This window comes from Streptococcus mitis (assembly GCF_026782895.1).
In the GTDB taxonomy this organism is placed as follows: domain Bacteria; phylum Bacillota; class Bacilli; order Lactobacillales; family Streptococcaceae; genus Streptococcus; species Streptococcus mitis_CB.
In genome coordinates this window covers 100,893-127,086 of the sequence record NZ_JAKUXJ010000003.1, presented here as the reverse complement: position 1 = coordinate 127,086, position 26,194 = coordinate 100,893, and the positions used below count along the sequence as shown (strand labels likewise).

Sequence of the window (26,194 nt, the reverse complement as noted above, 5' to 3'; positions counted from 1 at the left end):
CTGATTTTTATTTTTGTAAAAAAGTTCAAAATACTTTATATTTTTGCTCAAATGGTGTATAATATTTCACATACTGTAAAAATGGAGAATAATCATGAAGAAATCAAAAGTTATGCTTTTTGGAGCTATGGCTTTGACAGCAGGTCTAGCTCTAGCGGCATGTGGGTCTTCCCAATCAACTAATGCAGACAAGACTTACTCTTATATCTTTGTTAGCAACCCAGATACCTTGGATTATATTACCTCTACACGAGACTCAACATCTAGTATCACAACCAACTTGATTGATGGGTTGTTGGAAAATGACCAGTATGGTAATCTCATCCCATCTATGGCTGAGTCATGGACAGTGTCAAAAGATGGTTTGACCTACACTTATAAAATCCGTCAGGGGGCTAAATGGTACACTTCTGAAGGAGAAGAGTATGCAGATGTAACGGCTCATGACTTTGTGACTGGTCTCAAGTATGCGGCTGATAAAAAGGCTGAAAACTTGTACTTGGTACAAGACTCTATCAAGGGTCTAGCAGACTATGTTGAAGGGAGAACATCTGATTTTGGAACTGTTGGTGTTAAGGCAGTGGATGATTACACACTACAATACACCCTCATCCAACCTGAAACTTATTGGAACTCTAAAACAACAGCAAGTATTCTTAGTCCTGTAAATGAAGCCTTCTTGAAGTCTAAGGGAGATGACTTTGGAAGTGTGACACCATCAAGTATCTTGTCAAATGGTCCTTACTTGTTTAAGTCCTTCACATCCAAATCTTTGATTGAATTTGATAAAAATCCTAATTACTGGGATAAGGACAATGTTAAAATCGAGAAAGTGAAACTCTCTTTCTTTGACGGATCTGACCAAGACAGCATTGCTAGAGGTTTCTTGGATGGTAACTATACAGATGGTCGTATCTTCCCAACAAGTTCAGTCTTTGCTGAACTCAAGAAGGGAAATGAGGACAAGATTACCTATACACCACAAAACTCAGTTACTTTCTACTATCTTTTCAACGTCAATCGTCAAAGCTACAAGCAGACGATGAAACAGTCTGATAAGGAAAAGACAGATTCACGCGCAGCTATGCAAAATAAAGATTTCCGTCAGGCTATCAACTTTGCTTTTGACCGTCATGCCTATGCAGCGCAGACAAATGGTGAAGATGGAGCAGACCGTATCTTGCGTAATACGATTACACCAAGCAACTTTGTTCAAGTTGGCGATAAGAACTTCGGTGACATTGTCAATGAGAAAATTGTCAACTACGGTAAAGATTGGGCAAATATCGACTTAAACGATGGTAAGCAAGCCTTCTTGAACCCTGACAAGGCCAAAGAGAAGTTTGCTAAGGCTAAAGAAAGTCTGCAAGCACAGGGAGTAACCTTCCCAATTCATTTAGATATGCCAGTTGACCAGACTGCTAAATTAGATGTGCAACAGGCTGGATCTTTCAAACAAACAGTGGAAGAAACCCTTGGTAAGGAGAATGTGGTTATCGATGTTATCCAACTATCTCCAGATGAAAAAGATCAAGCAACCTACTTTGCAGATACAGCAGAGCAAAAAGACTATGACATCGACATCTCAGGATGGGGTGGAGATTACTCAGATCCTAAGACTTACCTAGCCATCCTTGATCCAGAGACAGGTTCTCAGTTGAAAAACATGGGCTTGTCTGAAGGAAAAGACAAAGAAGTCAAGGATAAGATTGGTCTTTCTGACTACAAGAAACTCTTGGATCAGGCAGATGCGGAAATCACAGATAATCAGGCTCGCTATGAAAAATATGCTGAAGCCCAAGCTTGGTTGACAGATAGTGCCCTCTTCCTACCAGTTCAAAGTGGTGGAGCTAATCCAATCTTCCGTAAGACTGTACCGTTTACAGGCCCATTCTCATTCGTTGGGAATAAAGGAAATGCTGACAACTACAAATATGTTGAATTGCAAAAAGAGCCAGTAACAGCTAAACAGTACCAAGAACTCTATGAAAAATGGCTAAAAGAAAAAGCTGAGTCAAATAAAAAAGCTCAGGAAGATTTAGCTAACCACATTCAATAATATGCCTAGTCATGCTTTTCAGTTAAGCATAGTGACTGGATTCAGAAAAAGGCCTTGCCAGAGCTTCTTGCTTCTGGTAGGGCCTTTTATTTATTCTTTTAAGTGATAAGAGTAGCTAGCGACAACGACGTCTTGGTGCCAACGAAGGGCGTATTTGAGTTTGAGGCTCATTTGATTGTGCAGGATATTTTGCCAAGGTTTATTAGGGATAAACTGGGGGACGAGGACAGTGACTGTATAGTTCTTTTTCTGAGCTTCCTCGGAAATTCGTTTGACATACTTGACAGTAGGGGTAATGATATCGCGGTAGCTGGTCTTGATATTTTTCAGAGTAATGGTTGGGAAGTAATCGGCAAATTCTTGGAGAATTTCTTGGTCTTTTTCTGCGGTTTCCTTTGTAGAAATGTGCATGGCTAAGACTTCGTCACCGATACTTTGGGCATAGTTAATGGCTCCGACGCTGACTCTGGTAACATTTCCTACTAGGACGAGGACAAGATTGCCATCGTAGGTACGTTTTTCGATTCCTTCATAGAGTCGTAGTTGTTGGGCCACTTTTTGGTAATGACTGTGAATTGCTAAGAAGAGTAGGGTGAGTACGAGAATAATCGGGAAGAAGGGCCAGATATCACTGAGACGGAAAAAGAGCAAGATTAGCACAATCGCGTAGCAAATGATTGCCCCAAGGATATTAGCAAGAGCAGGTTTTAAGAAATTTGCTCCTTTTTCCTTTTTCCAATGACGAATCATCCCAGTCTGAGATAGGGCGAAGGGAACGAAGACCCCGATAGTATAAAGAGGAATCAAGCGTTCTGTATTGCCATTAAAAATGAGAAGAAGAATCATAGCCCCAAAAGCCAGAGTTAAAATTCCATTGGAGTAGCCTAGGCGGTCTCCTTTTTCCATAAAGAGATGGGGCATGTATTTGTTTTTAGCCATATTATAAGCCAGCATAGGGAAAGCCGAAAAGCCAGTATTTGCAGCTACGGCCAAAATCAAGGCTGTGGAGAATTGGAAGATATAATATCCAAGGTGGCCTAAGAAGGAAGTGCCAAGGATGCCTTGAGCCATCTGTGAAAGAATAGTTTCTCCGTGTTGAGGCATAATCCCCATCCAGTAGTTTAGGAAGGTGATACCAGCAAAAAGAAAACCTAAAATCAAGGACATGATGGTCAATGTCTGAGCAGCATTCTTTTCTTTTGGAGCCTTGAAAAAGGGAACGGCATTTGAAATAGCTTCAACCCCTGTCAGAGAGGCAGATCCGCTGGTAAAAGCTCTTAGAATGAGAATGATAGACATGCTCGGAACAGCATGCCCAATAGGTGAAGTTGCCTGATAGTTGAGAGAACCTGTCACTAGTTGAAAAATTCCATAGAGCAAGAGAAAGACAGTGCTGATGATAAAGAGATAGACAGGAATCATTAGTGAACTGGCAGATTCTTTTAAGCCCCGTAAGTTTAAGAGCATAAGCAAGCAAACCAGAAAAATAGAGATGTGGAGGTTGTATGGGTGGAGAGCAGGAAGGGCTGCTGTGATAGCGTCCGCTCCAGATGCAACAGATACCGCTACGGTCAGCATGTAGTCAACTAGCAGACTACCTCCAGCGATTAAGCCAAGTTCGGGAGATAGATTTTCTCGAGTAACCATATAGGCCCCTCCCCCTTGAGGGTAGGCATGGATGATTTGACGGTAGGAGACGGTCAGGCTAGCTAGGAGCAGGAGGACAAAGAGGCCGATAGGAAGGCTCCACCATATCGCAAGAGGAGAGAGACTAGCTAAGACGAGGACTACTTGCTCAGGCCCATAGGCAATGGAAGATAGAGCGTCGCTTGACAACATGGCCAAGGCCTGCATTTTTCCCAGTAGTCCCCCTTCGCCTTCAGTTAAGGACTTAAGAGGACGACCGATAAAGGTCTGTTTTAATTTTGTAAACATAGTTGTTTCCTTTGTTGAAAAATTCAATAAGTGTTATTATACTGCTTTGAAAAAAGAGCGTCAAGAGATGATAATGGGTTTTAGAATATTTTTTTCAGATGAGGAGAGAGGTCAGTTTTTTTGCTATAATAGTAGATAGAAAACGAGGTTAGAAGAGATGATTTTTGATACACATACACACTTAAATGTAGAAGAATTTGCAGGTCGTGAGGCAGAAGAAATTGCCTTGGCTGCTGAGATGGGTGTGACACAGATGAATATTGTTGGTTTTGATCAACCGACGATTGAGCGTGCCTTGGAGTTGGTGGATGAGTACGACCAACTTTACGCGACTATTGGTTGGCATCCGACAGAAGCAGGGACTTACACAGAGGAGATTGAAGCCTACTTGCTTGACAAGCTCAAGCATCCAAAGGTAGTTGCCTTGGGTGAGATTGGTTTGGATTATCATTGGATGACAGCGCCCAAAGAGGTGCAGGAGCAGGTTTTTCGTCGTCAGATTCAGTTATCTAAGGACTTGGATTTGCCTTTTGTTGTCCACACCCGTGATGCGCTGGAAGATACCTATGAGATTATCAAAAGTGAGGGCGTTGGTCCTCGAGGTGGTATCATGCATTCTTTCTCAGGAACTCTTGAATGGGCAGAGAAGTTTGTCGAGCTTGGCATGACCATTTCCTTTTCAGGAGTGGTGACTTTTAAGAAGGCAACTGACATCCAAGAAGTAGCTAAAGAGTTACCTTTGGACAAGATTTTGGTGGAAACGGATGCGCCTTACTTAGCACCTGTACCCAAGCGTGGTCGTGAAAATAGAACAGCCTATACTCGCTATGTGGTGGACTTTATCTCTGACTTGCGTGGCATGACGGCAGAAGAGCTAGCGGCAGCAACAACTGCAAATGCTGAGCGAATTTTTGGATTGGACAGCAAGTAATGAAAGAAAAAATTTCCCAAGTCATCGTGGTTGAAGGTCGCGATGATACGGCCAATCTCAAACGTTATTTCGAGGTAGAGACCTATGAGACTCGAGGTTCTGCCATCAATGACCAGGATATAGAGCGGATTCAGCGTCTACACCAACGTCATGGAGTCATTGTCTTTACAGACCCAGATTTTAATGGGGAGCGGATTCGTCGCATGATTATGACGGCCATTCCAACAGTTCAGCATGCCTTCCTCAAACGAGATGAAGCTGTTCCCAAGTCCAAGACCAAGGGGCGTTCTCTGGGAATTGAGCATGCCAGCTATGAAGACCTGAAAACGGCTCTAGCTCAGGTTACAGAACAATTTGAACATGAGAGTCATTTTGACATCAGTCGTAGCGACTTGATTCGCCTTGGTTTTCTAGCGGGAGCAGATAGCCGTAAGCGACGAGAATATCTAGGAGATGCTCTCCGAATCGGCTATTCCAACGGCAAGCAACTCCTCAAGCGCTTAGAGTTGTTTGGGGTCACCTTGGCAGAAGTGGAAGAAGCCATGAAATCTTATGAGTAGGAAAGATGTAGCCGTTACAATTTTTTAAGTTTCACAGTATTTTTCGAAGCAGGTAGAAGAGGAGGCGTCTGATGTTAATTGGTCAAAAAATTAAAGAGATTCGGATAGAAAAAGGAATTAGTCGTCCAGATTTTTGTGGAGATGAGCAAGAACTGACAGTTCGTCAACTGTCGCGAATTGAAAGTGGAGCTTCGCAACCAAGTTTGCCCAAGTTAGACTATATTGCTCGCCGGCTAGGAGTTCCAGCTTATAGCCTTATGCCGGATTTTTCAGCTCTTCCTCCTGCTTATTTAGAATTGAAATACCAAATTTTACGTGAACCAATCTATGGTAAAGAAGAGGAGTATGATAAGAAGGAAGCGTGTTTGGAAGAGATAGAGGATTTATTTTATGAGCAACTTCCTAATGAGGAAAAAATATGGTTTGAAGCTACTAGAGCAACGATAGATGTTATTCGAAGCGGACGACCAGAATATGGGGAAACCGTACTGGACGATTATTTTAAAACAATTTATGATAAGGAATTGTTTTTGATAAATGAATTAGAAGTTATCAACTTATATTTTGCTATAGTGCTTACAAAGATAAAACAAGGTCAAAATCAGATTGAAGAAATTAACAGAATTCATTCGTTTTTAGTTCGTTTGACAAATCATGTAGAATTAATTGCACCAGAATATCTGTTTGCTTTAAGTAACACTTTGTTTTCGGGTCTAGCCTGTTTGGATAATCTGTCGTCTTATGATTCACTCGGAGCTTATATCTTTAGCCTTAATCATATAATGGAAAAAACACAAGATTTTCAGAAGAAACCAATTATATTAATGTTGGAGTGGAAATTATCTCTAATAATAAACAATGATTATGTTTCTGCCGAACAGTTCTATCAGAAATCGAAGCTATTTGCTGATATAATAGAAAATTCTTATTTAGTTACTATGTTGGAGAAACAATGGCAAGAAGATTTAAAAAAATATTTATAAACATAGTGAATCAGTGACAAAAATGTCCTTGTTCTAGTATTGAAATGGTTCTAAAGTTCGTCTTTAGGACTGTTTTTTTTTATATATAAGCTAAAAATGACACGAAATGGTTCTATTTTAAGGACATTGATGTCCTTTGAGTTTATTTAAGAATAATTTATAATTAATAAAAATGTGAAAGGAGATTACAGTATGAACTTTTTTAGTTTATTTTATTTAGTTACTTGGTGGTTTAAATAAAATTTAGTTATGTCTACTTAGTCTCAAAAAATTTATTCATAACATATAATAAATACAACTTGATAGACTAAATTAGAAAAATAAGGAGAGGATACCATGAGGTGTTGCTTTGAAAAGGTCTATGATCCATGACTTAGTTTTACTTGAATAGAAAATGGACAATATATAATAAATATTTATGATAAAATAAAAAATAGAGGAGTATCAATATGAAACAAACAGTTAAAAAATTAGCCCTTGTAGCGAGCATTGCAGCAACATTAGGTGGAAGTGTAGCAGTAGTATCGGCCGCGGTTAAGTATCCAGATGGTGGTGTCTGGACGTATGGTTCAGGTGACGGAGGTGCTTACTCAAACTACTATCACTCTTCAGAATATCATAGCTCAACAGTTGTTAGTAGAAAAACTGGTTCATCTGATAAGGGATATGCTGGTGCTGGAGGGACTTCTCGTGCATGGATTCGTACTTCTTGGGGAGAGAAAGTTGCATTCTACTATAATGTTTAGAATGGTATAGCCCTATTGTTTAGCTTTACTTGGTCACCTTCTCACTAAGTGACCAAGTAACTTTTTGGAGGAAATGATGAAACGTTTATTTATTTTGATTTCAATGGTATTGGTATCGCTTTATATGGTGATAACTTCCGTTGACCATCGAGAAGAGATTTTATTTGGTAACTATCCTTCTGTTGATGTGACAGGAATGGTGATAAATCAACCAGTAGCTAGTCGCGAAGAGGTGACAGAGGCTTTGAGTCACTTGGCGGTAGAGCATAATAGTCTCATCGCCCGTCGGATTGTTGAGCCAAATGAAGCTGGAGAAACACGCTTTATCTATGCCACTTATGGTGAGGGAGAGCTTCCAGAAGGTCTGACCATTTCCTCCAAGGAGAGTTCAGAAACGAGTGATTTATTAGGGTCTTACTTGATTGTGTCAGGAAGTTTGGATGGAGTGAGTTTACAGACCACCTTGAAAGAACTTGGTTATCAAGGCTTTGTTTCGAATGGAGAAGATCCATTTTCGATAGTCTTATTATTGGCGGCCACCCCTATGGGGCTACTGAGTCTAGCTATTTTTCTGCTGACCTTTATGAGTCTGACCCTGATTTATCGGATCAAGTCCCTTCGTCAAGCAGGGATTCGCTTAATAGCTGGTGAGAGCTTGTTTGGGGTGGCTCTCAGACCAGTGTTAGAAGATGTGAGACAGCTTATCTGCTCAGTGCTGGTATCCAGTCTTTTGGGATTGGGGATTCTCTGGTATCAAGGTGCCTTGTTTATGGCAACGGTACAACTGGTCATCATTGGTCTTTTGCTTTATGGATTGGCCTTGGTAGGGATTTCTACCTTATTAAGTATCGTGTATCTACTTGGTTTACAAGAAAATAGTCTGGTGGATCTATTGAAAGGGAAACTCCCTCTCAAACGTATGATGACATTGATGATGGTGGGGCAACTCTTGGCCGTGCTGGTGGTCGGCTCGAGTGCGACTGCTCTCCTACCCCACTACCGTGAAATGCAGGAAATGGAGAGAGCTAGCGATAAATGGAGCCAGTCCTCAGACCGTTACCGTCTATCCTTTGGTTGGTCTAGTGCATTTGCCGATGAAGAAGGAATGCGTAAGGATAATCGTGAGTGGCAGACATTTACTGAAGAACGGTTAGCCAATACAGACTCTTTTTATATTATGAGCAATGTTGACAATTTCTCAGATGGAGCAGAAGTGGACCTAGATGGCAATCGTCTCAATGACTACACACCGTCAGGGAATGTCATCTATGTCTCACCGCGCTATCTGATAGAAGAAAAGATTACCGTTTCTTCAGAGTTTATGGATAAGATGCAAAACTTGTCTGAGGGAGAGTTTGGGCTGATCTTGCCTGAGAGCTTGCGAGAGCAGTCTGCCTACTATCAAGGATTATTTACAGATTACCTGCAAAACTTTTCATCTGAAAGTGTAGAAGTGACGAGTCAGAAACACTACCTCCCACAGGTAACGCTAGCTTTTACAGAAACAGGACAGGAACGCTTCCTCTATAACGATGGGTACAAGACGACACGCCAGTACCTAAAAGATCCGATTATTGTAGTTTTAACGCCGCAAGCGACTGGAACAAGACCTGTTGCAGGGATGTTATGGGGAACTACGGCTAATAGTGCCTTGAAATTAGATCAATATCAAGACAGCATCACAGCTCTAAAAGAGCAAGGTCTGTATCACAAGGTCTCTTATTTGGTAAAAAGCCAGCTATTTTTTGCCAAGGTACTAAATGACAAACGGATGGAGTTCTACTCTCTCCTTATTGGGACTATTTTGACTCTATCTACGGCTATCTTGTTATTTGATTCCATGAATCTTCTCTATTTTGAGCAGTTTAGACGGGAGATCATGATTAAACGTCTTTCTGGTATGACAATCTATGAGCTTCATGGCAAGTACTTACTGGCGCAAGGAGGAGTTCTCTTACTTGGGCTAATCCTATCTAGTGTTTTGACAGGAGATAGCTTGATTAGCGCTCTAGTTGTAGCTTTGTTTACGCTTAACGCTCTGTTGATTTTAGTTAGACAGGATAAAAAAGAAGAAGCTGGTAGCATGGCAGTATTGAAAGGAAAATAAGATGATTGATATTCAAGGATTGGAAAAGAAGTTTAATGACCGCGCGATTTTCTCTGGTTTAAATCTCAAGTTGGAGAAGGGCAAGGTTTATGCCTTAATCGGTAAGAGTGGAAGCGGAAAGACGACTCTGCTGAATATCTTAGGTAAACTAGAAAAGATAGATGGAGGAAGGGTTCTCTATCAGGGGAAAGATTTAAAAACCATTCCCACTCGTGAGTATTTTCGAGACCAGATGGGCTATCTCTTTCAAAATTTTGGCCTCTTAGAAAACCAATCAATCAAAGAGAATTTGGATTTGGGCTTTGTTGGTCAGAAAATCTCAAAAGTAGAACGTTTGGAAAGGCAAGTGGAGGCTTTAGAAAAAGTTAATCTAGGGTATTTGGATCTAGAACAAAAAATTTATACCTTATCTGGGGGAGAGGCTCAACGAGTTGCCCTTGCGAAGACTATTTTGAAAAATCCACCCTTGATTTTGGCAGATGAACCAACAGCAGCTCTTGATCCTGAAAATTCAGAGGAGGTTATGAATCTCTTGGTGGGCTTGAAAGATGAAAATCGAATTATCATCATTGCGACCCATAATCCCCTAGTCTGGAATAAGGCCGATGAAATCATTGATATGAGGGAGCTTGCTCATGTGTGAAAAAATCCGTATTCGCAGGGTATCTGATTATCCTAGTGCCAGAGGTGGTTTAGAAGATATTCTCATCATGGAAAATATGACCAATCATCTCCTTTTGGTTCAAATCCGAGTGAATGGCTATTTGCTTGATTTTGCTAGTATTGAAGGGCAAAGGCAAAAGCATTATCGTTTGAAAAATTTACCTCAAACGGTTGAACTGACAGTGGACGACGTGGAGGAGGATGTAGATTTGACCCTACCTGAAAATCGAAGTTATAAAGAAGCTGATTTTTTCGAACGGATGTTTCGAGAGAACCGCTAAGTCCACCTTTAAAGATTTTCAAGACTATCTTTCTTCATGAGAGAAGATAGTTTTTTGGTATGATTTTCACCCCCAAAATACAAGGGGAATGTGTTACAATAGTAGTAACAGATAATAGAAAAGAGAATAGATGAGAATTGCAGATTATAGCGTGACCAAGGCAGTGCTAGAGCGTCACGGTTTTACCTTTAAAAAATCCTTTGGGCAAAATTTCCTGACGGATACTAATATCCTTCAAAAGATCGTGGATACGGCTGAAATTGATGACCAGGTCAATGTTATCGAAATCGGGCCAGGGATTGGTGCCTTGACGGAGTTTTTGGCTGAGCGTGCGGCTCAAGTCATGGCATTTGAGATCGACCATCGTTTGGTGCCAATCCTAGCAGATACCCTGCGTGATTTTGACAATGTTACTGTAGTCAACGAGGACATTCTCAAGGTCGATTTGGCTCAACATATCCAGAATTTCAAAAATCCTGACCTGCCAATCAAGGTAGTGGCTAACTTGCCTTATTACATCACGACACCTATTCTCATGCACCTAATCGAGAGTGGGATTCCTTTTAGTGAGTTTGTGGTTATGATGCAGAAAGAAGTGGCGGATCGCATCTCCGCTCAGCCGAATACCAAGGCTTATGGTAGCTTGTCGATTGCGGTGCAGTACTACATGACTGCCAAGGTTGCCTTTATCGTGCCTCGGACTGTCTTTGTGCCAGCGCCAAATGTGGACTCGGCTATCTTGAAAATGGTGCGTCGTCCAGAACCAGCTGTAGCAGTGGAAGACGAGAACTTCTTCTTTAAGGTTTCCAAGGCAAGTTTCACCCATCGCCGCAAGACCTTATGGAATAACTTGACAGGTTACTTTGGTAAGACTGAAGAGGTCAAGGATAAGCTGACCAAGGCTTTGGACCAAGCAGGCTTGTCACCAAGTGTACGTGGGGAAGCTCTCAGCTTGGAAGAATTTGCCAGCCTAGCAGATGCACTTAAAGGGCAAGGACTCTAAGATGCAGGGACAAATCATTAAAGCCTTGGCAGGCTTCTACTATGTAGAGAGTGAGGGCAAGGTTTATCAGACACGGGCGCGTGGAAATTTCCGTAAAAAAGGTCACACACCCTACGTTGGGGATTGGGTAGATTTCTCTGCGGAGGAAAATTCAGAGGGCTATATTCTCAAGATTCACGAACGGAAAAATAGTCTGGTCCGTCCGCCCATTGTCAATATCGACCAAGCTGTAGTAATCATGTCCGTCAAGGAACCTGAATTTAACAGCAATTTGCTGGATCGGTTCTTGGTTCTCTTGGAGCACAAGGGCATTCATCCCATCGTTTATATTTCTAAAATGGATTTGTTGGAAGATAGAGGCGAACTGGATTTTTACCAACAAACCTATGGTGACATCGGCTATGACTTTGTGACCAGTAAAGAGGAACTCCTGCCCTTGTTAACAGGCAAGGTTACAGTCTTTATGGGGCAGACAGGTGTTGGAAAATCAACCCTTCTCAATAAAATCGCACCAGACCTCAATCTTGAAACAGGAGAAATATCAGACAGTCTGGGTCGCGGGCGCCACACTACTCGAGCTGTTAGTTTTTACAACCTTAATGGGGGTAAAATCGCAGATACACCAGGTTTTTCATCGCTGGATTATGAAGTAACAACGGCTGAAGACCTCAATCAGGCCTTCCCAGAGATTGCTACTGTTAGCCGAGATTGTAAGTTCCGTACTTGTACCCATACCCATGAGCCGTCCTGTGCAGTGAAGCCAGCAGTGGAAGAAGGGACTATTGCCAGCTTCCGTTTTGACAACTACCTGCAATTCCTCAGTGAAATTGAAAATCGTAGAGAAACCTACAAAAAAGTCAGCAAAAAAATTCCAAAATAAGGAGAAACCTATGTCTCAATACAAGATTGCTCCGTCAATTCTGGCAGCAGATTATGCCAACTTTGAACGTGAAATCAAACGCTTAGAAGCAACTGGGGCAGAATATGCCCATATCGATATTATGGATGGTCATTTTGTACCGCAAATCAGTTTTGGTGCAGGTGTGGTCGAAGCTCTTCGTCCTCATAGTAAGATGGTCTTTGACTGCCACTTGATGGTAGCTAATCCAGAGCATCATTTAGAAGACTTTGCGCGTGCAGGTGCCGATATCATCAGCATCCATGCGGAAGCAACGCCTCATATTCATGGCGCCCTTCAAAAAATTCGTTCACTCGGAGTTAAGCCTTCAGTCGTTATCAATCCTGGCACACCAGTTGAAGCCATCAAGCACGTCCTTCATCTAGTTGAGCAAGTTTTAGTCATGACGGTTAATCCAGGTTTTGGTGGGCAAGCCTTTCTACCAGAGACCATGGATAAAGTCCGTGAGTTGGTTGCTTTTCGTGATGAAAAAGGCTTGAACTTTGAAATCGAAGTGGATGGCGGGATTGATGATCAAACTATTGCCCAAGCCAAAGAAGCTGGTGCGACCGTTTTTGTAGCAGGTTCCTATGTCTTTAAGGGAGATGTCAATGAGCGAGTACAAACTCTCAGAAAACAACTGGACTAAGGTTGCCGTTTTTGCAGGCGGAGACCGTGGTCATTATCGGACGGACTTTGATTGCTTTGTTGGTGTGGATCGGGGCTCGCTCTGGGTCTTGGAGGAAAATTTACCTCTTGCTCTAGCGGTTGGAGATTTTGATTCTGTCACTGCAGAAGAGCGACAGGTGATTCAAAAACGTGCCCAGCATTTTGTTCAAGCCCGACCAGAAAAGGATGATACAGATCTGGAATTGGCTCTCTTAACCATCTTTGAACAAAATCCTCAGGCCCAGGTCACTATTTTCGGTGCTCTGGGTGGCCGTATTGATCACATGCTGGCCAATGTTTTTCTTCCTAGCAATCCCAAGTTGGCGCCTTATATGCGCCAGATAGAAATTGAGGATGGACAAAATTTGATTGCCTATTGTCCAGAAGGGACCAGTCAGCTAGAACCCCGTTTAGACTACGACTATCTAGCTTTTATGCCGGTTCGGGATAGCCAGCTGACCATTCTTGGAGCCAAGTATGAGTTAACTGAGGAAAATTTTTTCTTTAAAAAAGTGTACGCTTCTAACGAATATATAGATAGGGAAGTTTCGGTGACTTGCCCAGATGGCTATGTGGTCGTGCTGCATAGCAAGGACAGGAGGTAGGATGGAAAGTTTACTTGTTCTATTATTGATTGCCAACCTAGCTGGTATCTTTCTGATTTGGCAAAGGCAGGATAAGCAGGAAAAACATCTAAGTAAGATCTTGGAGGATCAGGCAGATCACTTGTCAGACCAGTTGGATTACCGCTTTGAACAAGCAAGACAAGCCAGCCAGTTAGATCAAAAAGATTTGGAAGTGTCTGTCAGTGACCGTTTGCAAGAAGTGAGAATTGAATTGCACCAAGGTCTGACTCAGGTTCGTCAAGAAATGACAGATAATCTCCTCCAAACCAGAGACAAGACTGACCAACGTCTCCAAGCCTTGCAGGAATCAAATGAGCAACGCTTGGAACAAATGCGCCAAACAGTCGAGGAAAAACTAGAAAAGACCTTACAGACACGCTTGCAGGCTTCCTTTGAGACAGTTTCCAAACAACTGGAGTCGGTCAATCGTGGCCTTGGAGAAATGCAGACAGTTGCCCGTGATGTCGGCGCCCTTAACAAGGTTCTCTCTGGAACCAAAACGCGAGGGATTCTTGGAGAATTGCAACTGGGGCAAATCATCGAAGACATCATGACCCCTGCCCAGTATGAACGAGAATATGCAACGGTTGAAAACTCTAGTGAACGAGTGGAGTACGCAATCAAGTTACCCGGACAAGGCGATCAGGAATACGTCTACCTACCAATTGACTCTAAGTTTCCACTGGCAGATTATTACCGCCTAGAAGAAGCATATGAAGCAGGTGACAAGGGTGAGATTGAACGCTGTCGTAAGTCGCTCCTAGCCAGCGTCAAACGCTTTGCCAAGGATATCAGGAACAAGTACATAGCACCGCCTCGAACGACCAATTTTGGAGTTTTGTTTGTGCCAACAGAAGGTCTCTACTCAGAAATCGTCCGCAATCCGGTCTTCTTTGATGACTTGAGACGGGAGGAGCAGATTATTGTCGCAGGTCCAAGTACCCTATCAGCCCTTCTTAACTCCCTATCAGTTGGCTTCAAAACTCTAAATATCCAAAAGAGTGCCGACCATATCAGTAAGACTCTTGCCAGTGTTAAGACCGAGTTTGGTAAGTTTGGTGGCATTCTGGTCAAGGCACAAAAACACCTCCAACATGCCTCTGGCAATATTGATGAATTATTAAACCGTCGTACCACAGCTATCGAGCGGACGCTCCGTCACATTGAGTTGTCAGAAGGTGAGCCTGCGCTTGATCTACTCCATTTCCAAGAAAATGAGGAAGAATATGAAGATTAGTCACATGAAAAAAGACGAGCTGTTTGAAGGCTTTTACCTAATCAAATCAGCTGACCTGAGACAAACTCGCGCTGGGAAAAACTACCTAGCTTTTACCTTCCAAGATGATAGTGGCGAGATTGAAGGGAAACTCTGGGATGCCCAACCTCATAACGTTGAGGCCTTTACAGCAGGCAAGGTTGTCCACATGAAAGGACGCCGAGAAGTTTATAACAACACTCCACAGGTCAATCAAATTACTCTCCGCCTGCCTCAACCTGGCGAACCCAATGATCCAGCTGATTTCAAGGTCAAGTCGCCAGTTGATGTCAAGGAAATCCGTGACTATATGTCGCAAATGATTTTTAAAATTGAAAATCCTGTTTGGCAACGGATTGTCCGAAAGCTCTACACCAAGTATGATAAGGAATTTTACTCTTATCCAGCAGCCAAGACCAACCATCATGCCTTTGAAACGGGTTTGGCCTATCATACGGCAACCATGGTGCGTTTGGCAGATGCTATTAGCGAAGTCTATCCTCAGCTCAATAAGAGCCTGCTCTATGCAGGGATTATGCTGCATGACTTAGCTAAAGTCATTGAGTTGACGGGGCCAGACCAGACCGAGTACACAGTGCGAGGCAATCTCCTTGGGCATATTGCTTTGATTGATAGCGAAATTACTAAAACAGTTATGGAACTTGGCATCGATGATACCAAGGAAGAAGTCGTTTTGCTCCGCCACGTCATCCTCAGTCACCATGGCTTACTTGAGTATGGAAGTCCAGTCCGTCCACGCATTATGGAAGCAGAGATTATCCATATGATTGACAATCTGGATGCTAGCATGATGATGATGTCAACAGCTCTTGCTTTGGTGGATAAGGGAGAGATGACCAATAAAATCTTCGCTATGGACAATCGTTCCTTCTATAAACCAGATTTAGATTAATAATTTAAGAAAAACGAGCATTTTTAGGATAAGAATGTTCGTTTTTTTATGTGAATATGGTATAATAGATAAAATATCAAAATTAAATGAAGTGGGAAATAGAAATGAAATTAAGAAGAAGTGATCGGATGGTTGTCATTTCCAACTATTTGATTAATAATCCTTATAAACTAACTAGTCTCAATACTTTTGCTGAAAAGTATGAATCTGCTAAATCATCCATCTCAGAAGATATCGTGATTATCAAACGTGCCTTTGAGGAAATCGAAATCGGCCACATCCAGACTGTAACTGGGGCTGGTGGTGGTGTCATCTTCACACCATCAATCTCAAGCCATGATGCCAAGGAAATGGTTGAGGACTTGCGTGCTAAGTTATCAGAAAGTGACCGTATCTTGCCTGGTGGCTATATCTACTTGTCAGATTTGCTTAGCACACCAGCTATCTTGAAAAATATTGGACGCATTATTGCCAAGAGCTTTATGGACCAAAAAATTGACGCGGTTATGACAGTAGCGACAAAGGGTGTGCCACTTGCAAATGCAGTTGCCAATGTCCTCAATGTCCCTTTTGTCATTGTGCGCCGTGACTTGAAAATTACCGAAGGTTCAACTGTCAGCGTCAACTATGTTTCAGGTTCAAGTGGTGACCGTATTGAAAAAATGTTCCTTTCAAAACGCAGTCTTAAGGCAGGAAGTCGTGTCTTGATTGTGGATGACTTCTTGAAAGGCGGAGGAACGGTCAACGGGATGATTAGTCTCTTGCGTGAGTTCGATTCAGAGTTGGCAGGTGTCGCAGTCTTTGCGGACAATGCCCAAGAAGAACGTGAAAAGCAATTTGACTACAAGTCACTCTTGAAAGTAACCAATATTGATGTCAAGAACCAAGCCATCGATGTTGAGGTTGGCAATATCTTTGACGAAGATTAAGAGATAGAACTAAAGGTTGGAACGATTGTCCCAGCCTTTCTTTGCAAATAGAATAGAAGGAAGCTTATGAAAACACCATTTATCAATAAAGAAGACTTAGAAGCGATTGTTGCCGAGTTCCCGACACCCTTTCACTTGTATGATGAGAAAGGGATTCGTGAAAAAGCACGAGCTGTCAACCAAGCCTTTTCGTGGAACAAGGGCTTTAAGGAATATTTTGCGGTTAAGGCTACTCCAACACCAGCTATCTTGAAAATCCTCCAAGAGGAAGGTTGCGGTGTGGACTGCTCTAGTTATGTGGAGCTTTTGATGAGCCATAAACTGGATTTTCCAGGTTCTGAGATCATGTTCTCTTCAAACAACACGCCAGACAAGGAATACGCCTATGCGCGTGAATTGGGTGCGACCATTAACTTGGATGCCTTTGAAGATATTGAACATCTGGAGAGAGCGGCAGGCATTCCAGAGATTATCTCTTGTCGTTACAACCCTGGAGGTGTTTTTGAGCTAGGAACAGATATTATGGATAATCCTGGAGAAGCCAAGTTTGGCATGACCAAGGACCAGCTCTTTGAAGCTTTTGCCATCTTGAAGGAAAAAGGAGCCAAGACTTTTGGGATTCACTCCTTCCTAGCGTCCAATACCGTGACCCATCTCTATTATCCAGAGTTGGCTCGTCAGCTTTTTGAATTGGCTGTTGAAATCAAGGAAAAGTTGGGCATTTCGCTAGACTTTATCAATCTTTCTGGCGGTATTGGTGTCAACTATCGTCCTGAGCAGGAGCCAAATGATATCGCCTTGATTGGTGAGGGAGTTCGTAAGGTGTATGAAGAGGTTCTTACGCCAGCAGGTCTTGGTCAGGTTAAGATTTTCACCGAATTGGGTCGTTTTATGCTAGCCCCTCACGGTGCTTTGGTCACAAGAGTCACTCATAAGAAGGAAACCTACCGTACCTATCTAGGTGTGGATGCATCAGCAGTCAACCTCATGCGTCCAGCTATGTATGGAGCCTACCATCATATTACTAACATGACACATCCAGATGGACCAGCTGAAGTGGTAGATGTGGTTGGTTCACTCTGTGAAAACAATGATAAATTTGCAGTGAATCGCGAGTTACCTCATACAGAAATCGGTGATTTGCTGCTAATTCATGATACAGGTGCCCACGGTTTTTCAATGGGCTACCAGTATAATGCCAAATTACGTTCTGCGGAAATCCTCTATACTGAAGAAGGTAAAGCCCGTCAAATCCGCCGTGCAGAGCGCCCTGAGGACTATTTTGCAACCTTGTATGGCTTTGATTTTGAAGAATAAAATGATAAGTAATTGAAAATGAAATTGAAAAACAGATTGCTTTCTAAAAAATAGGCAAAAATCTTGTTTTTCCTTCAAGTCGTGATATAATAAAACTATAAAACGTTTTCAAGGAAGGTAACGATATGTCTGAAGAAACAATTGATTATGGACAAGTGACAGGAATGGTGCATTCGACAGAAAGCTTTGGGTCAGTAGATGGGCCTGGTATTCGCTTTATTGTCTTTTTGCAGGGCTGTCACATGCGTTGCCAGTATTGCCACAACCCGGACACTTGGGCTATGGAGTCCAATAAATCACGTGAACGGACGGTAGATGATGTCTTGACAGAGGCCTTGCGCTACCGCGGTTTCTGGGGAAATAAGGGTGGGATTACAGTCAGTGGAGGAGAAGCCCTCTTGCAGATTGATTTCTTGATTGCCCTCTTTACCAAGGCCAAAGAACACGGAATCCACTGTACCTTGGATACCTGTGCCCTTCCTTTCCGTAATAAACCACGTTACCTTGAAAAGTTTGACAAACTCATGGCTGTCACTGACTTGGTTCTCTTGGATATCAAGGAAATCAATGAAGAACAGCACAAGATTGTTACTAGCCAAACCAATAAAAACATCCTGGCCTGTGCCCAGTATCTATCAGATATTGGGAAACCTGTCTGGATTCGCCACGTGCTAGTTCCAGGTTTGACAGATAGAGATGATGACTTGATTGAACTTGGTAAGTTCGTCAAGACCCTCAAAAATGTGGATAAGTTTGAAATTCTACCATATCATACCATGGGAGAATTCAAGTGGCGTGAATTGGGAATTCCATATTCCCTCGAAGGGGTTAAACCACCAACAGCAGATCGCGTCAAGAACGCTAAAAAACTCATGGATACCGAAAGTTATCAAGACTATATGAAACGTGTACATGGATAAAAAAGAAGCCTGATGGAAACATCGGGCTTTTAAATTTACACAAATATAGATAATTAAATGAAACAAAATTTTATACTCTTCGAAAATCTCTTCAAACCACGTCAGCGTCGCTTTGTCGTATATATGTGACTGACTTCGTCAGTCTTATCTACAACCTCAAAACCGTGTTTTGAACAGCCTGCGGCTAGCTTCTTAGTTTACTCTTTGATTTTCATTGAGTATTAAATCTTTTTTACTCTCTAAATTCTGAAAAAAATCCGAAAATGAATGTGTAAGATATAGTTACTTTTAGAGATATTAAATAGAATAGGAGAACATCATGGAACAAAGTATTACCATTAAAAATTTATGTAAGTCGTATGGCCAAACTCAAATTTTAAAAGATATTTCTTTTGAAGCAAAAGCAGGTAGAGTGACTGCTTTTCTGGGTCCAAATGGTGCCGGCAAAAGTTCAACCTTACGTATTTTATTAGGATTAAACAAAGCAACATCTGGTCTTACCAAAATTGGAGATCAAACTTATGAGGAATTAAAATTTCCTCTAAAGACTGTAGGAGCTTCATTTGACAGTGTAGGTGCTCCTGATTATCGGACTGTTTATCAACATTTGAAAATTGTTGCTGCTAGTAATGGGATATCCAGTCAGCGAATTGATCAAGTCTTGGATATGGTGGATATTAGCCATAAGAAAAAATCTAAAATTGGGAAATTATCATTAGGAGAAGGACAACGATTAGGAATTGCAACAGCTCTATTAGGAAATCCTCAATATCTGATATTGGATGAACCAACTAATGGGTTGGATCCAAGAGGAATTCGGTGGTTTAGAGAGTTTATAAAAAAACAAGCTCAAGAAGGGAAGACAGTCTTGCTATCATCTCATATATTATCGGAAGTGGAAGCAGTAACAGATGATGTAGTTATCATAAATAAAGGAAAAGTTCTTATAAAAGGCACTTTACAAGAAGTGATGAAAAATCTTTCTTCACTAGAAGAAGTCTTCTTTAGTTTAACAGAGGGAGGAAAGTGACATGGCACTTATATACTCTCTTCATTCTGAAATATTGAAATTGCTTTATAGGAGAGCTACTCATGTTGTATTATTCTTGATACTGGTATTTCAAACGTTTTTAGCAAATATTGGTGCTTCTCAAATTGTTTCAGTTGGTATCCATGCTACACCAGAGACAAATCCAGATTTAGCAGAGGCCATACCTCCTATTGAATTTTTAGGTTTTGATGTCACTTTATTTGGTGTTTTTATTATGATTATCCTAGGCTCAATTTACGGAGCCGAGGAGTACAAAGGCTCTGCGATTCGTACAAGCCTCCTCTCTATTACAAATCGAAGTACTTTCCTAGTTTCAAAAACATTAGTTTGGCTTATATTTTCTTTCATCATTTCCTTTCTATCAATATTCCTTACGATTAACATGACACATTATGTTTTAGGACAAGATGGCTTATTGCTTTTTTTACTAAATGGAACAGTTTGGTTCTATATATTTTTAGCCAGTATAGCTTGGACTTTGTTGGGACTGCTGGCCTATATTATGGCTTTGACATTTAAAACAGCCATTGTTCCTCTATTATTTTTGCTTCCTCAAGTCTACAATTTAGGAACATTCTTAGCAAACTATATCTCAGCTGCAAAATTTCTTCCAGTTGCATTGGGGCAAGGATTGATTGCTACATCTCCTCAAATTTTAGAACATAATAGTTTACAAAATATTTTACTTTTACTTTGTTGGAACTTCTCATTCTTAACTTTAGCAATCTACCGATTACTTAAGTCAGATATCGGAGGAGGTGAATAAGTTGAAAGAGCAACTTAAAAGTGAATATCTCAAGTTTATGATGAATCCTTGGCACTGGTTGATTATAGGTGCTCTATTACTGTGTGTTCCGGCGATGGTTGTTTTTTTAAATAGTAAGCCAGACCAGTTGACTCTACAGTTTGTTTTGGAACAGCTACTGCAAAGTCTCTATTTAGGACAGGCAGGTTTCATTAGTCTAGCGGTTCTATTTATAGGTCAAGAATTTACAGGTTCTAGCCTTCGTACCAGTTTTCTTACCTGTCCAAATCGTTTGAAATTTATAATATCTAAACTAGCTATTCTATTATGTATGGAAATTGTCCTATTGGCCGCTGTAATATCATTATGTATACTACTCGCCCAAGGATACTACAATATCAATCTTTTGAGCGATATTAAACATGTTCTGACAATTCTATTTCCAGCATGTATTTCTATTCTAACCTTCTCTCTTTTAAGTAGTATTTTTGTATTTATTTCCCAGTCTTTTATCTTAATTTTGGGAATCAGTTTATCCCTTTTATTGGGGTTGGGACAAATGTTGCTACAATTCAGTTCTTTTTTTAGAAATTTACCATTACTAGCTAGTATGAATTGTTTTTATACCCATCCCTTGTCGCTTTATTATCCAGTGTGGCAAGGCTTAGGGATACAAATAGTTTGGTTATTAATTGTTTTTGTATTTGCTACACTGATACTTATAGGAAGAAATGTACGCTAGAGACAGGGGATATCCTGTCTTTTTCTCGGTTAGTGCTATAATATAGTTAGGAGGGTGAGTTATGGCTTATAAAATTTTGGTGGTAGATGATGATCTTGCTATTCTTCGCCTAATAAAAAAAGTACTAGAATATGAAAAATATGAAGTAGTCATACGAAATAAGATAGAAGAGATTGATCTTTGTGATTTTACAGGATTTGACTTGATTTTATTAGATATTATGATGCCTGTTAGTGGTTTAGAAATCTGTCAGATGATTCGCGAGCAGATAACTGTTCCTATCTGTTTTATAACTGCTAAGGATATGGATGAAGATTTAGTAGCTGGAATCAATGCAGGTGCTGATGATTATATTATGAAGCCCTTTAGTATGCAAGAATTGTTAGCACGTGTTAAAATGCACTTACGTCGTGAAGAACGGATTAAAGGAAATGTTCATCAAATAAAGATTGGGAAGCTTATACTATATACGGATAGTAAGGAACTATTTGTAAACGATGATAAGATTGCTCTGACAAGGAGAGAATTTGACATAGTGAATCTTTTGGCAAGCAACCCAAGTAAAATATATTCTATTGAGGAAATTTATAATTATCTATATCCACAAAGTTCAGAAGCGCTTTTACGTTCGGTTTCAGAGTACATTTATCAAATTCGTCAAAAGCTGAAACCTTATCAATTAAATCCAATTAAAACCTTGTACGGTGGAGGATATCAATGGGTAGAATCAAAAGTTTTAGACAATTAATTCGAGAAACCTGTTGGAGAATTATTTGGCAGTTTATTCTTGGCTTACTAATGGCCTATCTTATTCCCTTAGCTTCAGTATCTATACAAATAAATGAAGATGGGAAACCTCTAAACAATAGTGGTGTTCTATCAATCTTTTTTAATGTGTCATCATGGATATATATTTGTGTTTTATTGATTATTCTAATAAGTTATCACATTGGAAAATTGTTGAAAAAACTGAGTTATGAAATGACTTTGATTTATGAAAATAGTATGTGGTTGAAGAAGGAATGTACAGAAAGTTTAACGGTTAAAGAATTTCGCGAGACAGGAAATCGGATTATTGTGATGCAAGATAGAATTCGACAATTAATAGTTAATGAGAAACAGCAGAAGGAAGATTTGATGTTTCAGGTTTCAGCAGCTTCTCATGATTTAAAAACTCCCTTAACCATTATTAGGGGAAATGTGGAATTTTTGCAGACGATAACTGAAAACGACCAATCTCAAGAATGCTTAGCAGATATAGAAAGAGCTAGTCAACAGTTACTAGATTATTTCAATCAATTGATTCACTATTCTAAAACCTATTATGATGATGAGACAGGTTGGACGGAGTATTCCTCTTCAGATTTTATCAATGAATTAGAGAAAGAAGTCTCTTTTTTGATAAAAAATCAGATGAAGTTTTCTTTTGAACAAAATGTGAAAGGAACTGAAAACTATTATATAAATCAATCTCTTCTGATTCGTGCCATACAAAATATTTTAACAAATGCTTTGGAATACGCTGATAAACAGAATCCTAAAATTAAAATTAGAGTAGAGCAAGAGGGGAAGGAATTGAAAATAGGTATATGGAATAATGGTTCGGAATTTCCAGAGGAAGTTTTAACTAATTTTGGAAAGCTCTTTTATCGTATGGATAAAGCTAGATCGTATAAAGAGCAACATTATGGTATTGGACTAAGTTTTGTATGTAGAGTTGCAAAACTACACAAAGGCCGAGTTGAGCTTAGAAATAGAGACGAGGGAGCAGAAGTTTTAATAACTGTGAATTGTATTAAATCATAGTGATTTACTTGTTAATTTATGATTGAATAGTTTTTATATGTGAGCTTTTAAACTATTTAACTTTTTCGACTAGTATAAGATGTAACGGTAGATAATAAAAACGAATGATGATATCTAGTTGATGAAAACTATTTATCATTCATTCGTTTTTTAATTATTGGATAATTTACGTAGCTTTATCTCGAACGTTGTTTTCCAGCGTTGCGATTTTTGTGTTTTTTCTTGCTTGTGATAGCAGTTGGTTGTTCAGGAGTAACGTCTTTTCGTCCACTTGGTGTTGAGAAAGAACGTGCTTTTGGTGGGTTCTTGGCTAGTTCTTCACGGACTTTTTTGCGAAGTTTTGGACGAACGATATAGTTGACGATAAACTGTTGGAGAATCATCATGAAACCACCAACAACCCAGTAAAGTGTGACACTGGCTGGTGAGAAGAGGGAGAAGACGACGATCATGAGTGGGCTCATGTAAATCATTTTCTTGATCTGTTCTCTTTGCATTTCATCTTCTACTCCGTGAAGTGAAAGGAGCGATTGAAGATAGTAAAGGACACCTGCGCAGGCAACCAAAATCATACTTGGAGAACCTAGAGGAATGCCTAGGTAGCTTGCTTGAGCAACACCTTCAGTATGTTGGGCAGCAAAGTAGATAGCAGAGAAGAAAGGCATTTGAAGGAGGATAGGGAAACATCCTACACCGCCAAACATGCTGATGCCGTGCTCTTTTTGAGCGGCAAAGAGAGCTTGTTGGGCTTCGAGTTTTTCTTCTTGAGTAGTCGCTTCCTTGAGACGAGTTTGATGTGGCTCAAGGACGTGCTTGAGGGCGTTCATCTTTTCAGAGTGAAGCGTTGCCTTCCATGATTGGTAGATACCAAGTGGCAAGATAATCAAGCGTACGATAATGGTTACGATGATGATAGCGACACCGAAGCCTAGACCTTGATCAGTAGCGAAGTACTTGATAGCTTCTCCCATCGGAGCACCCAAGAAATCCCAAACGGGACCAATTGGCTTACCTGTTGCTTTATCAATCTGAACGCAACCAGTCAAGACTAGCAACATAGCCACTCCCATAGCTGAGAGTGCAAAACGTTTAATAGATTTCACTGTTTTTATTCCTTCTTTAAAAATTATACCTTTCTATTCTACTGTTTTTTTACAAAATATACAATAGTTCTAGAGACCTAATTTGCGATTTTAAAGTCAGGGTAGGGAGGAAAGTTGCTCAGTTGGACATCTAAGTAGCTGACTTTTGAAAAAGGTGTGGGTCCTTTTCGGATTTCTTGGATAAATTTTGCCATGGTAGCAGATGAGTCTGCTTGGGCTAAGATTTCGACTGTGCCATCGTCGTTATTCCATACCCGACCTGTGATACCACCAATTTCAAGTGCCAAGCTGTAAACACCCCAACGAAAGCCGACTCCTTGCACCCTACCTTGGGCAATCATTCTAACCTTTTGCATACCAAACCCCTTTGATTGTGTTATAATATTTCTATGACTATTATAACCTCAAAAGCCAATTCTGTGGTAAAAAATGCCAAGAAATTACACCAAAAAAAATACCGCAAGTCTGCTTATTTGATTGAAGGCTGGCACTTGTTTGAAGAAGCTGTTCAAGCTGGAGTGACGATTGAGAAAATCTTTGCCCTAGAAAGTTATCGAGAACAGTTAGTTGCTTTTCCGCAAACTGTCTGGGTATCAGAGGATATTTTGCTAGATTTGGCGGATTCTCAGACTCCACAGGGAATTGTTGCGGTGGTTCAAAAAGAAGAAGTAGAACAAACTGACTTTAGTCAGGGCAAGTTCTTGTTTTTGGAAGATGTGCAAGATCCTGGTAATGTGGGAACGATCATTCGAACTGCGGATGCAGCAGGTTTTACTGGAGTGATTGTTTCAGATAAATCGGCAGATACCTACAGTCTCAAGACTTTACGTTCCATGCAAGGCAGTCATTTTCATCTGCCTATTTACCGGATGTCTAATCAAGTGCTTCTCGAGAAAGCTAAAAAGGCAGGTATACATGTGCTGGCGACAACCCTATCTAAAGATTCTGTTGATTACAGAGAACTGCCTCCTATAGAAAATTTTGTACTAGTCATGGGAAATGAGGGTCAAGGAATTAGTTCCCTCATGGCTGAAAGTGCAGATCAATTGGTCCATATTAGCATGAAGGGGCAGGCGGAGAGTTTGAATGTTGCCGTTGCGGCCGGTATTTTAATTTTCCATTTAAGCTAATTTTAACTTTCTTTGTTATAATCAAGGAAAGATGTTCATAGAAAAGGAGAAAAGATGAATCACACTATTATTCACGACCGCGCAGGTCTCAATCAATTTTACGCTAAAGTCTATGCCTTTGTTGGTCTGGGGATCGGATTATCCGCTTTAGTATCAGGTCTTATGTTGACGGTCTTTCAATCTCAGTTGGTTTACTTTTTGATGCAGGGACGCCTCTGGTTGACCATTGCTACTTTTGCGGAGTTGGCCTTGGTTTTCGTTGCCAGTAGCATGGCCTTAAAGAATAGTCCAGCTGCTCTTCCAGTATTTTTACTTTACTCCGTTTTAAACGGCTTTACCCTCAGTTTTGTGGTGGCCTTCTATACTCCGGGTACAGTTTTATCCGCCTTTGTGTCGAGCGCCCTTCTCTTCTTTGTCATGGCGGCAGTCGGTATGTTCACCAAGAAAGATTTGAGTGGCCTTGGTCGGGCTATGATGGCGGCGCTTATCGGTTTGCTGATTGCCATGGTAGTTAATATTTTCTTGGCTAGTGGTTTCTTTGATTATATGATTAGCGTAGCCATGGTCTTGGTCTTCTCTGGGCTGATTGCTTGGGACAACCAAAGAATTCGTCTCGCTTATGAACAATCACAAGGCCGTGTAGCGACAGGTTGGGTTGTGTCAATGGCTCTCAGTATCTATCTTGATTTTATCAATCTCTTCCTAAGTATTCTACGTATCTTCGGTCGTAATGACTAGAAGGTCCCTAACATCAGTGTTCGAAGGAACACTGATTTTTTTCGTATTTGCTCTTTCCTTTTCTTGAAAATAGGTGTATAATGC

Annotated in this window: 27 protein-coding genes; 24 read left to right on the top strand and 3 right to left on the bottom strand. The window is 40.7% G+C overall.

Translation table 11 applies throughout. The annotated features are described in order from the left end of the window. The first annotated feature begins 94 nt into the window (after positions 1–94). Positions 95–2,059 carry a peptide ABC transporter substrate-binding protein gene (locus MK480_RS03875; RefSeq protein WP_268707219.1) on the top strand — a complete coding sequence of 655 codons (1,965 nt, stop codon included), beginning with the start codon at positions 95–97 and terminating at the stop codon, positions 2,057–2,059. Positions 2,060–2,149: 90 nt separating this feature from the next. Here the strand turns inward: MK480_RS03875 and MK480_RS03870 are convergent, their stop codons facing one another. Beyond that, a complete protein-coding gene (locus tag MK480_RS03870) occupies positions 2,150–3,994 on the bottom strand; it encodes an APC family permease (RefSeq protein WP_268707218.1) in 1,845 nt (614 codons plus the stop codon). A 157-nt stretch (positions 3,995–4,151) separates the two neighbouring features. On the opposite strand from MK480_RS03870, the gene MK480_RS03865 reads away from it, so the two are divergent. From MK480_RS03865 to MK480_RS03765, 21 genes are all read left to right on the top strand, one after another. Beyond that, the gene (locus MK480_RS03865) at positions 4,152–4,925 is read left to right on the top strand and encodes a TatD family hydrolase (protein ID WP_268707217.1); all 774 of its coding nucleotides are present in this window, start codon (positions 4,152–4,154) and stop codon (positions 4,923–4,925) included. Further along, complete coding sequence (gene rnmV, locus MK480_RS03860) at positions 4,925–5,485, top strand: ribonuclease M5 (protein WP_268707216.1); 561 nt, start codon at positions 4,925–4,927, stop codon at positions 5,483–5,485. Before MK480_RS03865 ends, rnmV begins: the two co-directional genes overlap by 1 nt. A 71-nt stretch (positions 5,486–5,556) precedes the next feature. Further along, positions 5,557–6,468 carry a helix-turn-helix domain-containing protein gene (locus MK480_RS03855; RefSeq protein WP_000904842.1) on the top strand — a complete coding sequence of 304 codons (912 nt, stop codon included), beginning with the start codon at positions 5,557–5,559 and terminating at the stop codon, positions 6,466–6,468. A gap of 449 nt (positions 6,469–6,917) precedes the next feature. Next, on the top strand, positions 6,918–7,214 hold the full coding sequence (locus MK480_RS03850; protein WP_000815396.1) for a lactococcin 972 family bacteriocin: 297 nt from the start codon (positions 6,918–6,920) through the stop codon (positions 7,212–7,214). A gap of 76 nt (positions 7,215–7,290) precedes the next feature. Beyond that, positions 7,291–9,321: a bacteriocin-associated integral membrane family protein gene (locus tag MK480_RS03845; RefSeq protein WP_000825283.1), complete on the top strand. Its 2,031-nt coding sequence runs from the start codon at positions 7,291–7,293 to the stop codon at positions 9,319–9,321. A 1-nt stretch (position 9,322) separates the two neighbouring features. Further along, positions 9,323–9,964: an ABC transporter ATP-binding protein gene (locus MK480_RS03840; protein WP_000565528.1), complete on the top strand. Its 642-nt coding sequence runs from the start codon at positions 9,323–9,325 to the stop codon at positions 9,962–9,964. Next, entirely contained in the window at positions 9,957–10,265 is a 309-nt protein-coding gene (locus MK480_RS03835; RefSeq protein ID WP_000333261.1) for a hypothetical protein, read from the top strand. Before MK480_RS03840 ends, MK480_RS03835 begins: the two co-directional genes overlap by 8 nt. Positions 10,266–10,395: 130 nt before the next feature. After that, entirely contained in the window at positions 10,396–11,268 is an 873-nt protein-coding gene (gene rsmA / locus MK480_RS03830; RefSeq protein ID WP_125393148.1) for a 16S rRNA (adenine(1518)-N(6)/adenine(1519)-N(6))-dimethyltransferase RsmA, read from the top strand. Position 11,269: 1 nt separating this feature from the next. Further along, positions 11,270–12,148, top strand: a complete 879-nt coding sequence (rsgA, locus tag MK480_RS03825; protein WP_125416604.1) for a ribosome small subunit-dependent GTPase A — start codon at positions 11,270–11,272, stop codon at positions 12,146–12,148. Between the two features lie 10 nt (positions 12,149–12,158). Then, positions 12,159–12,815 (top strand): ribulose-phosphate 3-epimerase, encoded by a 657-nt coding sequence (gene rpe / locus MK480_RS03820; RefSeq protein ID WP_049516014.1) that lies wholly within the window; start codon positions 12,159–12,161, stop codon positions 12,813–12,815. Continuing rightward, positions 12,778–13,440 carry a thiamine diphosphokinase gene (locus MK480_RS03815; protein ID WP_261011349.1) on the top strand — a complete coding sequence of 221 codons (663 nt, stop codon included), beginning with the start codon at positions 12,778–12,780 and terminating at the stop codon, positions 13,438–13,440. The genes rpe and MK480_RS03815 overlap by 38 nt, the downstream gene beginning before the upstream one ends. Before the next feature lies 1 nt (position 13,441). After that, positions 13,442–14,698: a DNA recombination protein RmuC gene (locus tag MK480_RS03810; RefSeq protein WP_049502256.1), complete on the top strand. Its 1,257-nt coding sequence runs from the start codon at positions 13,442–13,444 to the stop codon at positions 14,696–14,698. Further along, positions 14,688–15,629 carry a 3'-5' exoribonuclease YhaM family protein gene (locus MK480_RS03805; protein ID WP_000703198.1) on the top strand — a complete coding sequence of 314 codons (942 nt, stop codon included), beginning with the start codon at positions 14,688–14,690 and terminating at the stop codon, positions 15,627–15,629. The genes MK480_RS03810 and MK480_RS03805 overlap by 11 nt, the downstream gene beginning before the upstream one ends. 104 nt (positions 15,630–15,733) lie before the next feature. Further along, positions 15,734–16,558 (top strand): pur operon repressor, encoded by an 825-nt coding sequence (gene purR, locus MK480_RS03800; RefSeq protein WP_084887463.1) that lies wholly within the window; start codon positions 15,734–15,736, stop codon positions 16,556–16,558. 66 nt (positions 16,559–16,624) lie between these two features. After that, positions 16,625–17,875, top strand: coding sequence for a diaminopimelate decarboxylase (locus MK480_RS03795; protein WP_268707215.1), 1,251 nt, complete (start codon positions 16,625–16,627; stop codon positions 17,873–17,875). Between the two features lie 125 nt (positions 17,876–18,000). After that, positions 18,001–18,795 carry a pyruvate formate-lyase-activating protein gene (pflA, locus tag MK480_RS03790; protein ID WP_001288286.1) on the top strand — a complete coding sequence of 265 codons (795 nt, stop codon included), beginning with the start codon at positions 18,001–18,003 and terminating at the stop codon, positions 18,793–18,795. A 319-nt stretch (positions 18,796–19,114) separates the two neighbouring features. Next, positions 19,115–19,825: an ABC transporter ATP-binding protein gene (locus MK480_RS03785; protein WP_261082063.1), complete on the top strand. Its 711-nt coding sequence runs from the start codon at positions 19,115–19,117 to the stop codon at positions 19,823–19,825. 1 nt (position 19,826) lies between these two features. Continuing rightward, the gene (locus tag MK480_RS03780; protein ID WP_268707214.1) at positions 19,827–20,612 is read left to right on the top strand and encodes an ABC transporter permease; all 786 of its coding nucleotides are present in this window, start codon (positions 19,827–19,829) and stop codon (positions 20,610–20,612) included. 1 nt (position 20,613) lies between these two features. Next, the gene (locus MK480_RS03775; RefSeq protein ID WP_084926068.1) at positions 20,614–21,333 is read left to right on the top strand and encodes an ABC transporter permease; all 720 of its coding nucleotides are present in this window, start codon (positions 20,614–20,616) and stop codon (positions 21,331–21,333) included. A 61-nt stretch (positions 21,334–21,394) separates the two neighbouring features. Then, on the top strand, positions 21,395–22,081 hold the full coding sequence (locus MK480_RS03770; protein WP_000323581.1) for a response regulator transcription factor: 687 nt from the start codon (positions 21,395–21,397) through the stop codon (positions 22,079–22,081). Further along, positions 22,051–23,139: a sensor histidine kinase gene (locus MK480_RS03765; RefSeq protein WP_268707213.1), complete on the top strand. Its 1,089-nt coding sequence runs from the start codon at positions 22,051–22,053 to the stop codon at positions 23,137–23,139. The genes MK480_RS03770 and MK480_RS03765 overlap by 31 nt, the downstream gene beginning before the upstream one ends. Before the next feature lie 176 nt (positions 23,140–23,315). Here MK480_RS03765 and yidC read toward each other — a convergent pair whose 3' ends face one another. Beyond that, positions 23,316–24,242, bottom strand: a complete 927-nt coding sequence (gene yidC, locus MK480_RS03760) for a membrane protein insertase YidC (protein ID WP_268707212.1) — start codon at positions 24,240–24,242, stop codon at positions 23,316–23,318. A 77-nt stretch (positions 24,243–24,319) separates the two neighbouring features. Continuing rightward, the gene (locus tag MK480_RS03755) at positions 24,320–24,598 is read right to left on the bottom strand and encodes an acylphosphatase (RefSeq protein ID WP_143952514.1); all 279 of its coding nucleotides are present in this window, start codon (positions 24,596–24,598) and stop codon (positions 24,320–24,322) included. Positions 24,599–24,631: 33 nt separating this feature from the next. Here MK480_RS03755 and MK480_RS03750 point away from each other — a divergent pair, with 33 nt between their 5' ends. Next, entirely contained in the window at positions 24,632–25,372 is a 741-nt protein-coding gene (locus tag MK480_RS03750; protein WP_004255844.1) for a TrmH family RNA methyltransferase, read from the top strand. A gap of 54 nt (positions 25,373–25,426) precedes the next feature. Then, on the top strand, positions 25,427–26,110 hold the full coding sequence (locus tag MK480_RS03745) for a Bax inhibitor-1/YccA family protein (RefSeq protein WP_125393137.1): 684 nt from the start codon (positions 25,427–25,429) through the stop codon (positions 26,108–26,110). The last annotated feature ends 84 nt before the right edge of the window (positions 26,111–26,194 follow it).

What these genes read in the sequence shown, in the direction of transcription:
- MK480_RS03875 (WP_268707219.1), top strand. Translation starts at nt 95, where the DNA reads ATGAAGAAATCAAAAGTTATGCTTTTTGGAGCTATGGCTTTGACAGCA.
- MK480_RS03870 (WP_268707218.1), bottom strand. Translation starts at nt 3,994, where the DNA reads ATGTTTACAAAATTAAAACAGACCTTTATCGGTCGTCCTCTTAAGTCC.
- MK480_RS03865 (WP_268707217.1), top strand. Translation starts at nt 4,152, where the DNA reads ATGATTTTTGATACACATACACACTTAAATGTAGAAGAATTTGCAGGT.
- rnmV (WP_268707216.1), top strand. Translation starts at nt 4,925, where the DNA reads ATGAAAGAAAAAATTTCCCAAGTCATCGTGGTTGAAGGTCGCGATGAT.
- MK480_RS03855 (WP_000904842.1), top strand. Translation starts at nt 5,557, where the DNA reads ATGTTAATTGGTCAAAAAATTAAAGAGATTCGGATAGAAAAAGGAATT.
- MK480_RS03850 (WP_000815396.1), top strand. Translation starts at nt 6,918, where the DNA reads ATGAAACAAACAGTTAAAAAATTAGCCCTTGTAGCGAGCATTGCAGCA.
- MK480_RS03845 (WP_000825283.1), top strand. Translation starts at nt 7,291, where the DNA reads ATGAAACGTTTATTTATTTTGATTTCAATGGTATTGGTATCGCTTTAT.
- MK480_RS03840 (WP_000565528.1), top strand. Translation starts at nt 9,323, where the DNA reads ATGATTGATATTCAAGGATTGGAAAAGAAGTTTAATGACCGCGCGATT.
- MK480_RS03835 (WP_000333261.1), top strand. Translation starts at nt 9,957, where the DNA reads ATGTGTGAAAAAATCCGTATTCGCAGGGTATCTGATTATCCTAGTGCC.
- rsmA (WP_125393148.1), top strand. Translation starts at nt 10,396, where the DNA reads ATGAGAATTGCAGATTATAGCGTGACCAAGGCAGTGCTAGAGCGTCAC.
- rsgA (WP_125416604.1), top strand. Translation starts at nt 11,270, where the DNA reads ATGCAGGGACAAATCATTAAAGCCTTGGCAGGCTTCTACTATGTAGAG.
- rpe (WP_049516014.1), top strand. Translation starts at nt 12,159, where the DNA reads ATGTCTCAATACAAGATTGCTCCGTCAATTCTGGCAGCAGATTATGCC.
- MK480_RS03815 (WP_261011349.1), top strand. Translation starts at nt 12,778, where the DNA reads ATGAGCGAGTACAAACTCTCAGAAAACAACTGGACTAAGGTTGCCGTT.
- MK480_RS03810 (WP_049502256.1), top strand. Translation starts at nt 13,442, where the DNA reads ATGGAAAGTTTACTTGTTCTATTATTGATTGCCAACCTAGCTGGTATC.
- MK480_RS03805 (WP_000703198.1), top strand. Translation starts at nt 14,688, where the DNA reads ATGAAGATTAGTCACATGAAAAAAGACGAGCTGTTTGAAGGCTTTTAC.
- purR (WP_084887463.1), top strand. Translation starts at nt 15,734, where the DNA reads ATGAAATTAAGAAGAAGTGATCGGATGGTTGTCATTTCCAACTATTTG.
- MK480_RS03795 (WP_268707215.1), top strand. Translation starts at nt 16,625, where the DNA reads ATGAAAACACCATTTATCAATAAAGAAGACTTAGAAGCGATTGTTGCC.
- pflA (WP_001288286.1), top strand. Translation starts at nt 18,001, where the DNA reads ATGTCTGAAGAAACAATTGATTATGGACAAGTGACAGGAATGGTGCAT.
- MK480_RS03785 (WP_261082063.1), top strand. Translation starts at nt 19,115, where the DNA reads ATGGAACAAAGTATTACCATTAAAAATTTATGTAAGTCGTATGGCCAA.
- MK480_RS03780 (WP_268707214.1), top strand. Translation starts at nt 19,827, where the DNA reads ATGGCACTTATATACTCTCTTCATTCTGAAATATTGAAATTGCTTTAT.
- MK480_RS03770 (WP_000323581.1), top strand. Translation starts at nt 21,395, where the DNA reads ATGGCTTATAAAATTTTGGTGGTAGATGATGATCTTGCTATTCTTCGC.
- MK480_RS03765 (WP_268707213.1), top strand. Translation starts at nt 22,051, where the DNA reads ATGGGTAGAATCAAAAGTTTTAGACAATTAATTCGAGAAACCTGTTGG.
- MK480_RS03755 (WP_143952514.1), bottom strand. Translation starts at nt 24,598, where the DNA reads ATGCAAAAGGTTAGAATGATTGCCCAAGGTAGGGTGCAAGGAGTCGGC.
- MK480_RS03750 (WP_004255844.1), top strand. Translation starts at nt 24,632, where the DNA reads ATGACTATTATAACCTCAAAAGCCAATTCTGTGGTAAAAAATGCCAAG.
- MK480_RS03745 (WP_125393137.1), top strand. Translation starts at nt 25,427, where the DNA reads ATGAATCACACTATTATTCACGACCGCGCAGGTCTCAATCAATTTTAC.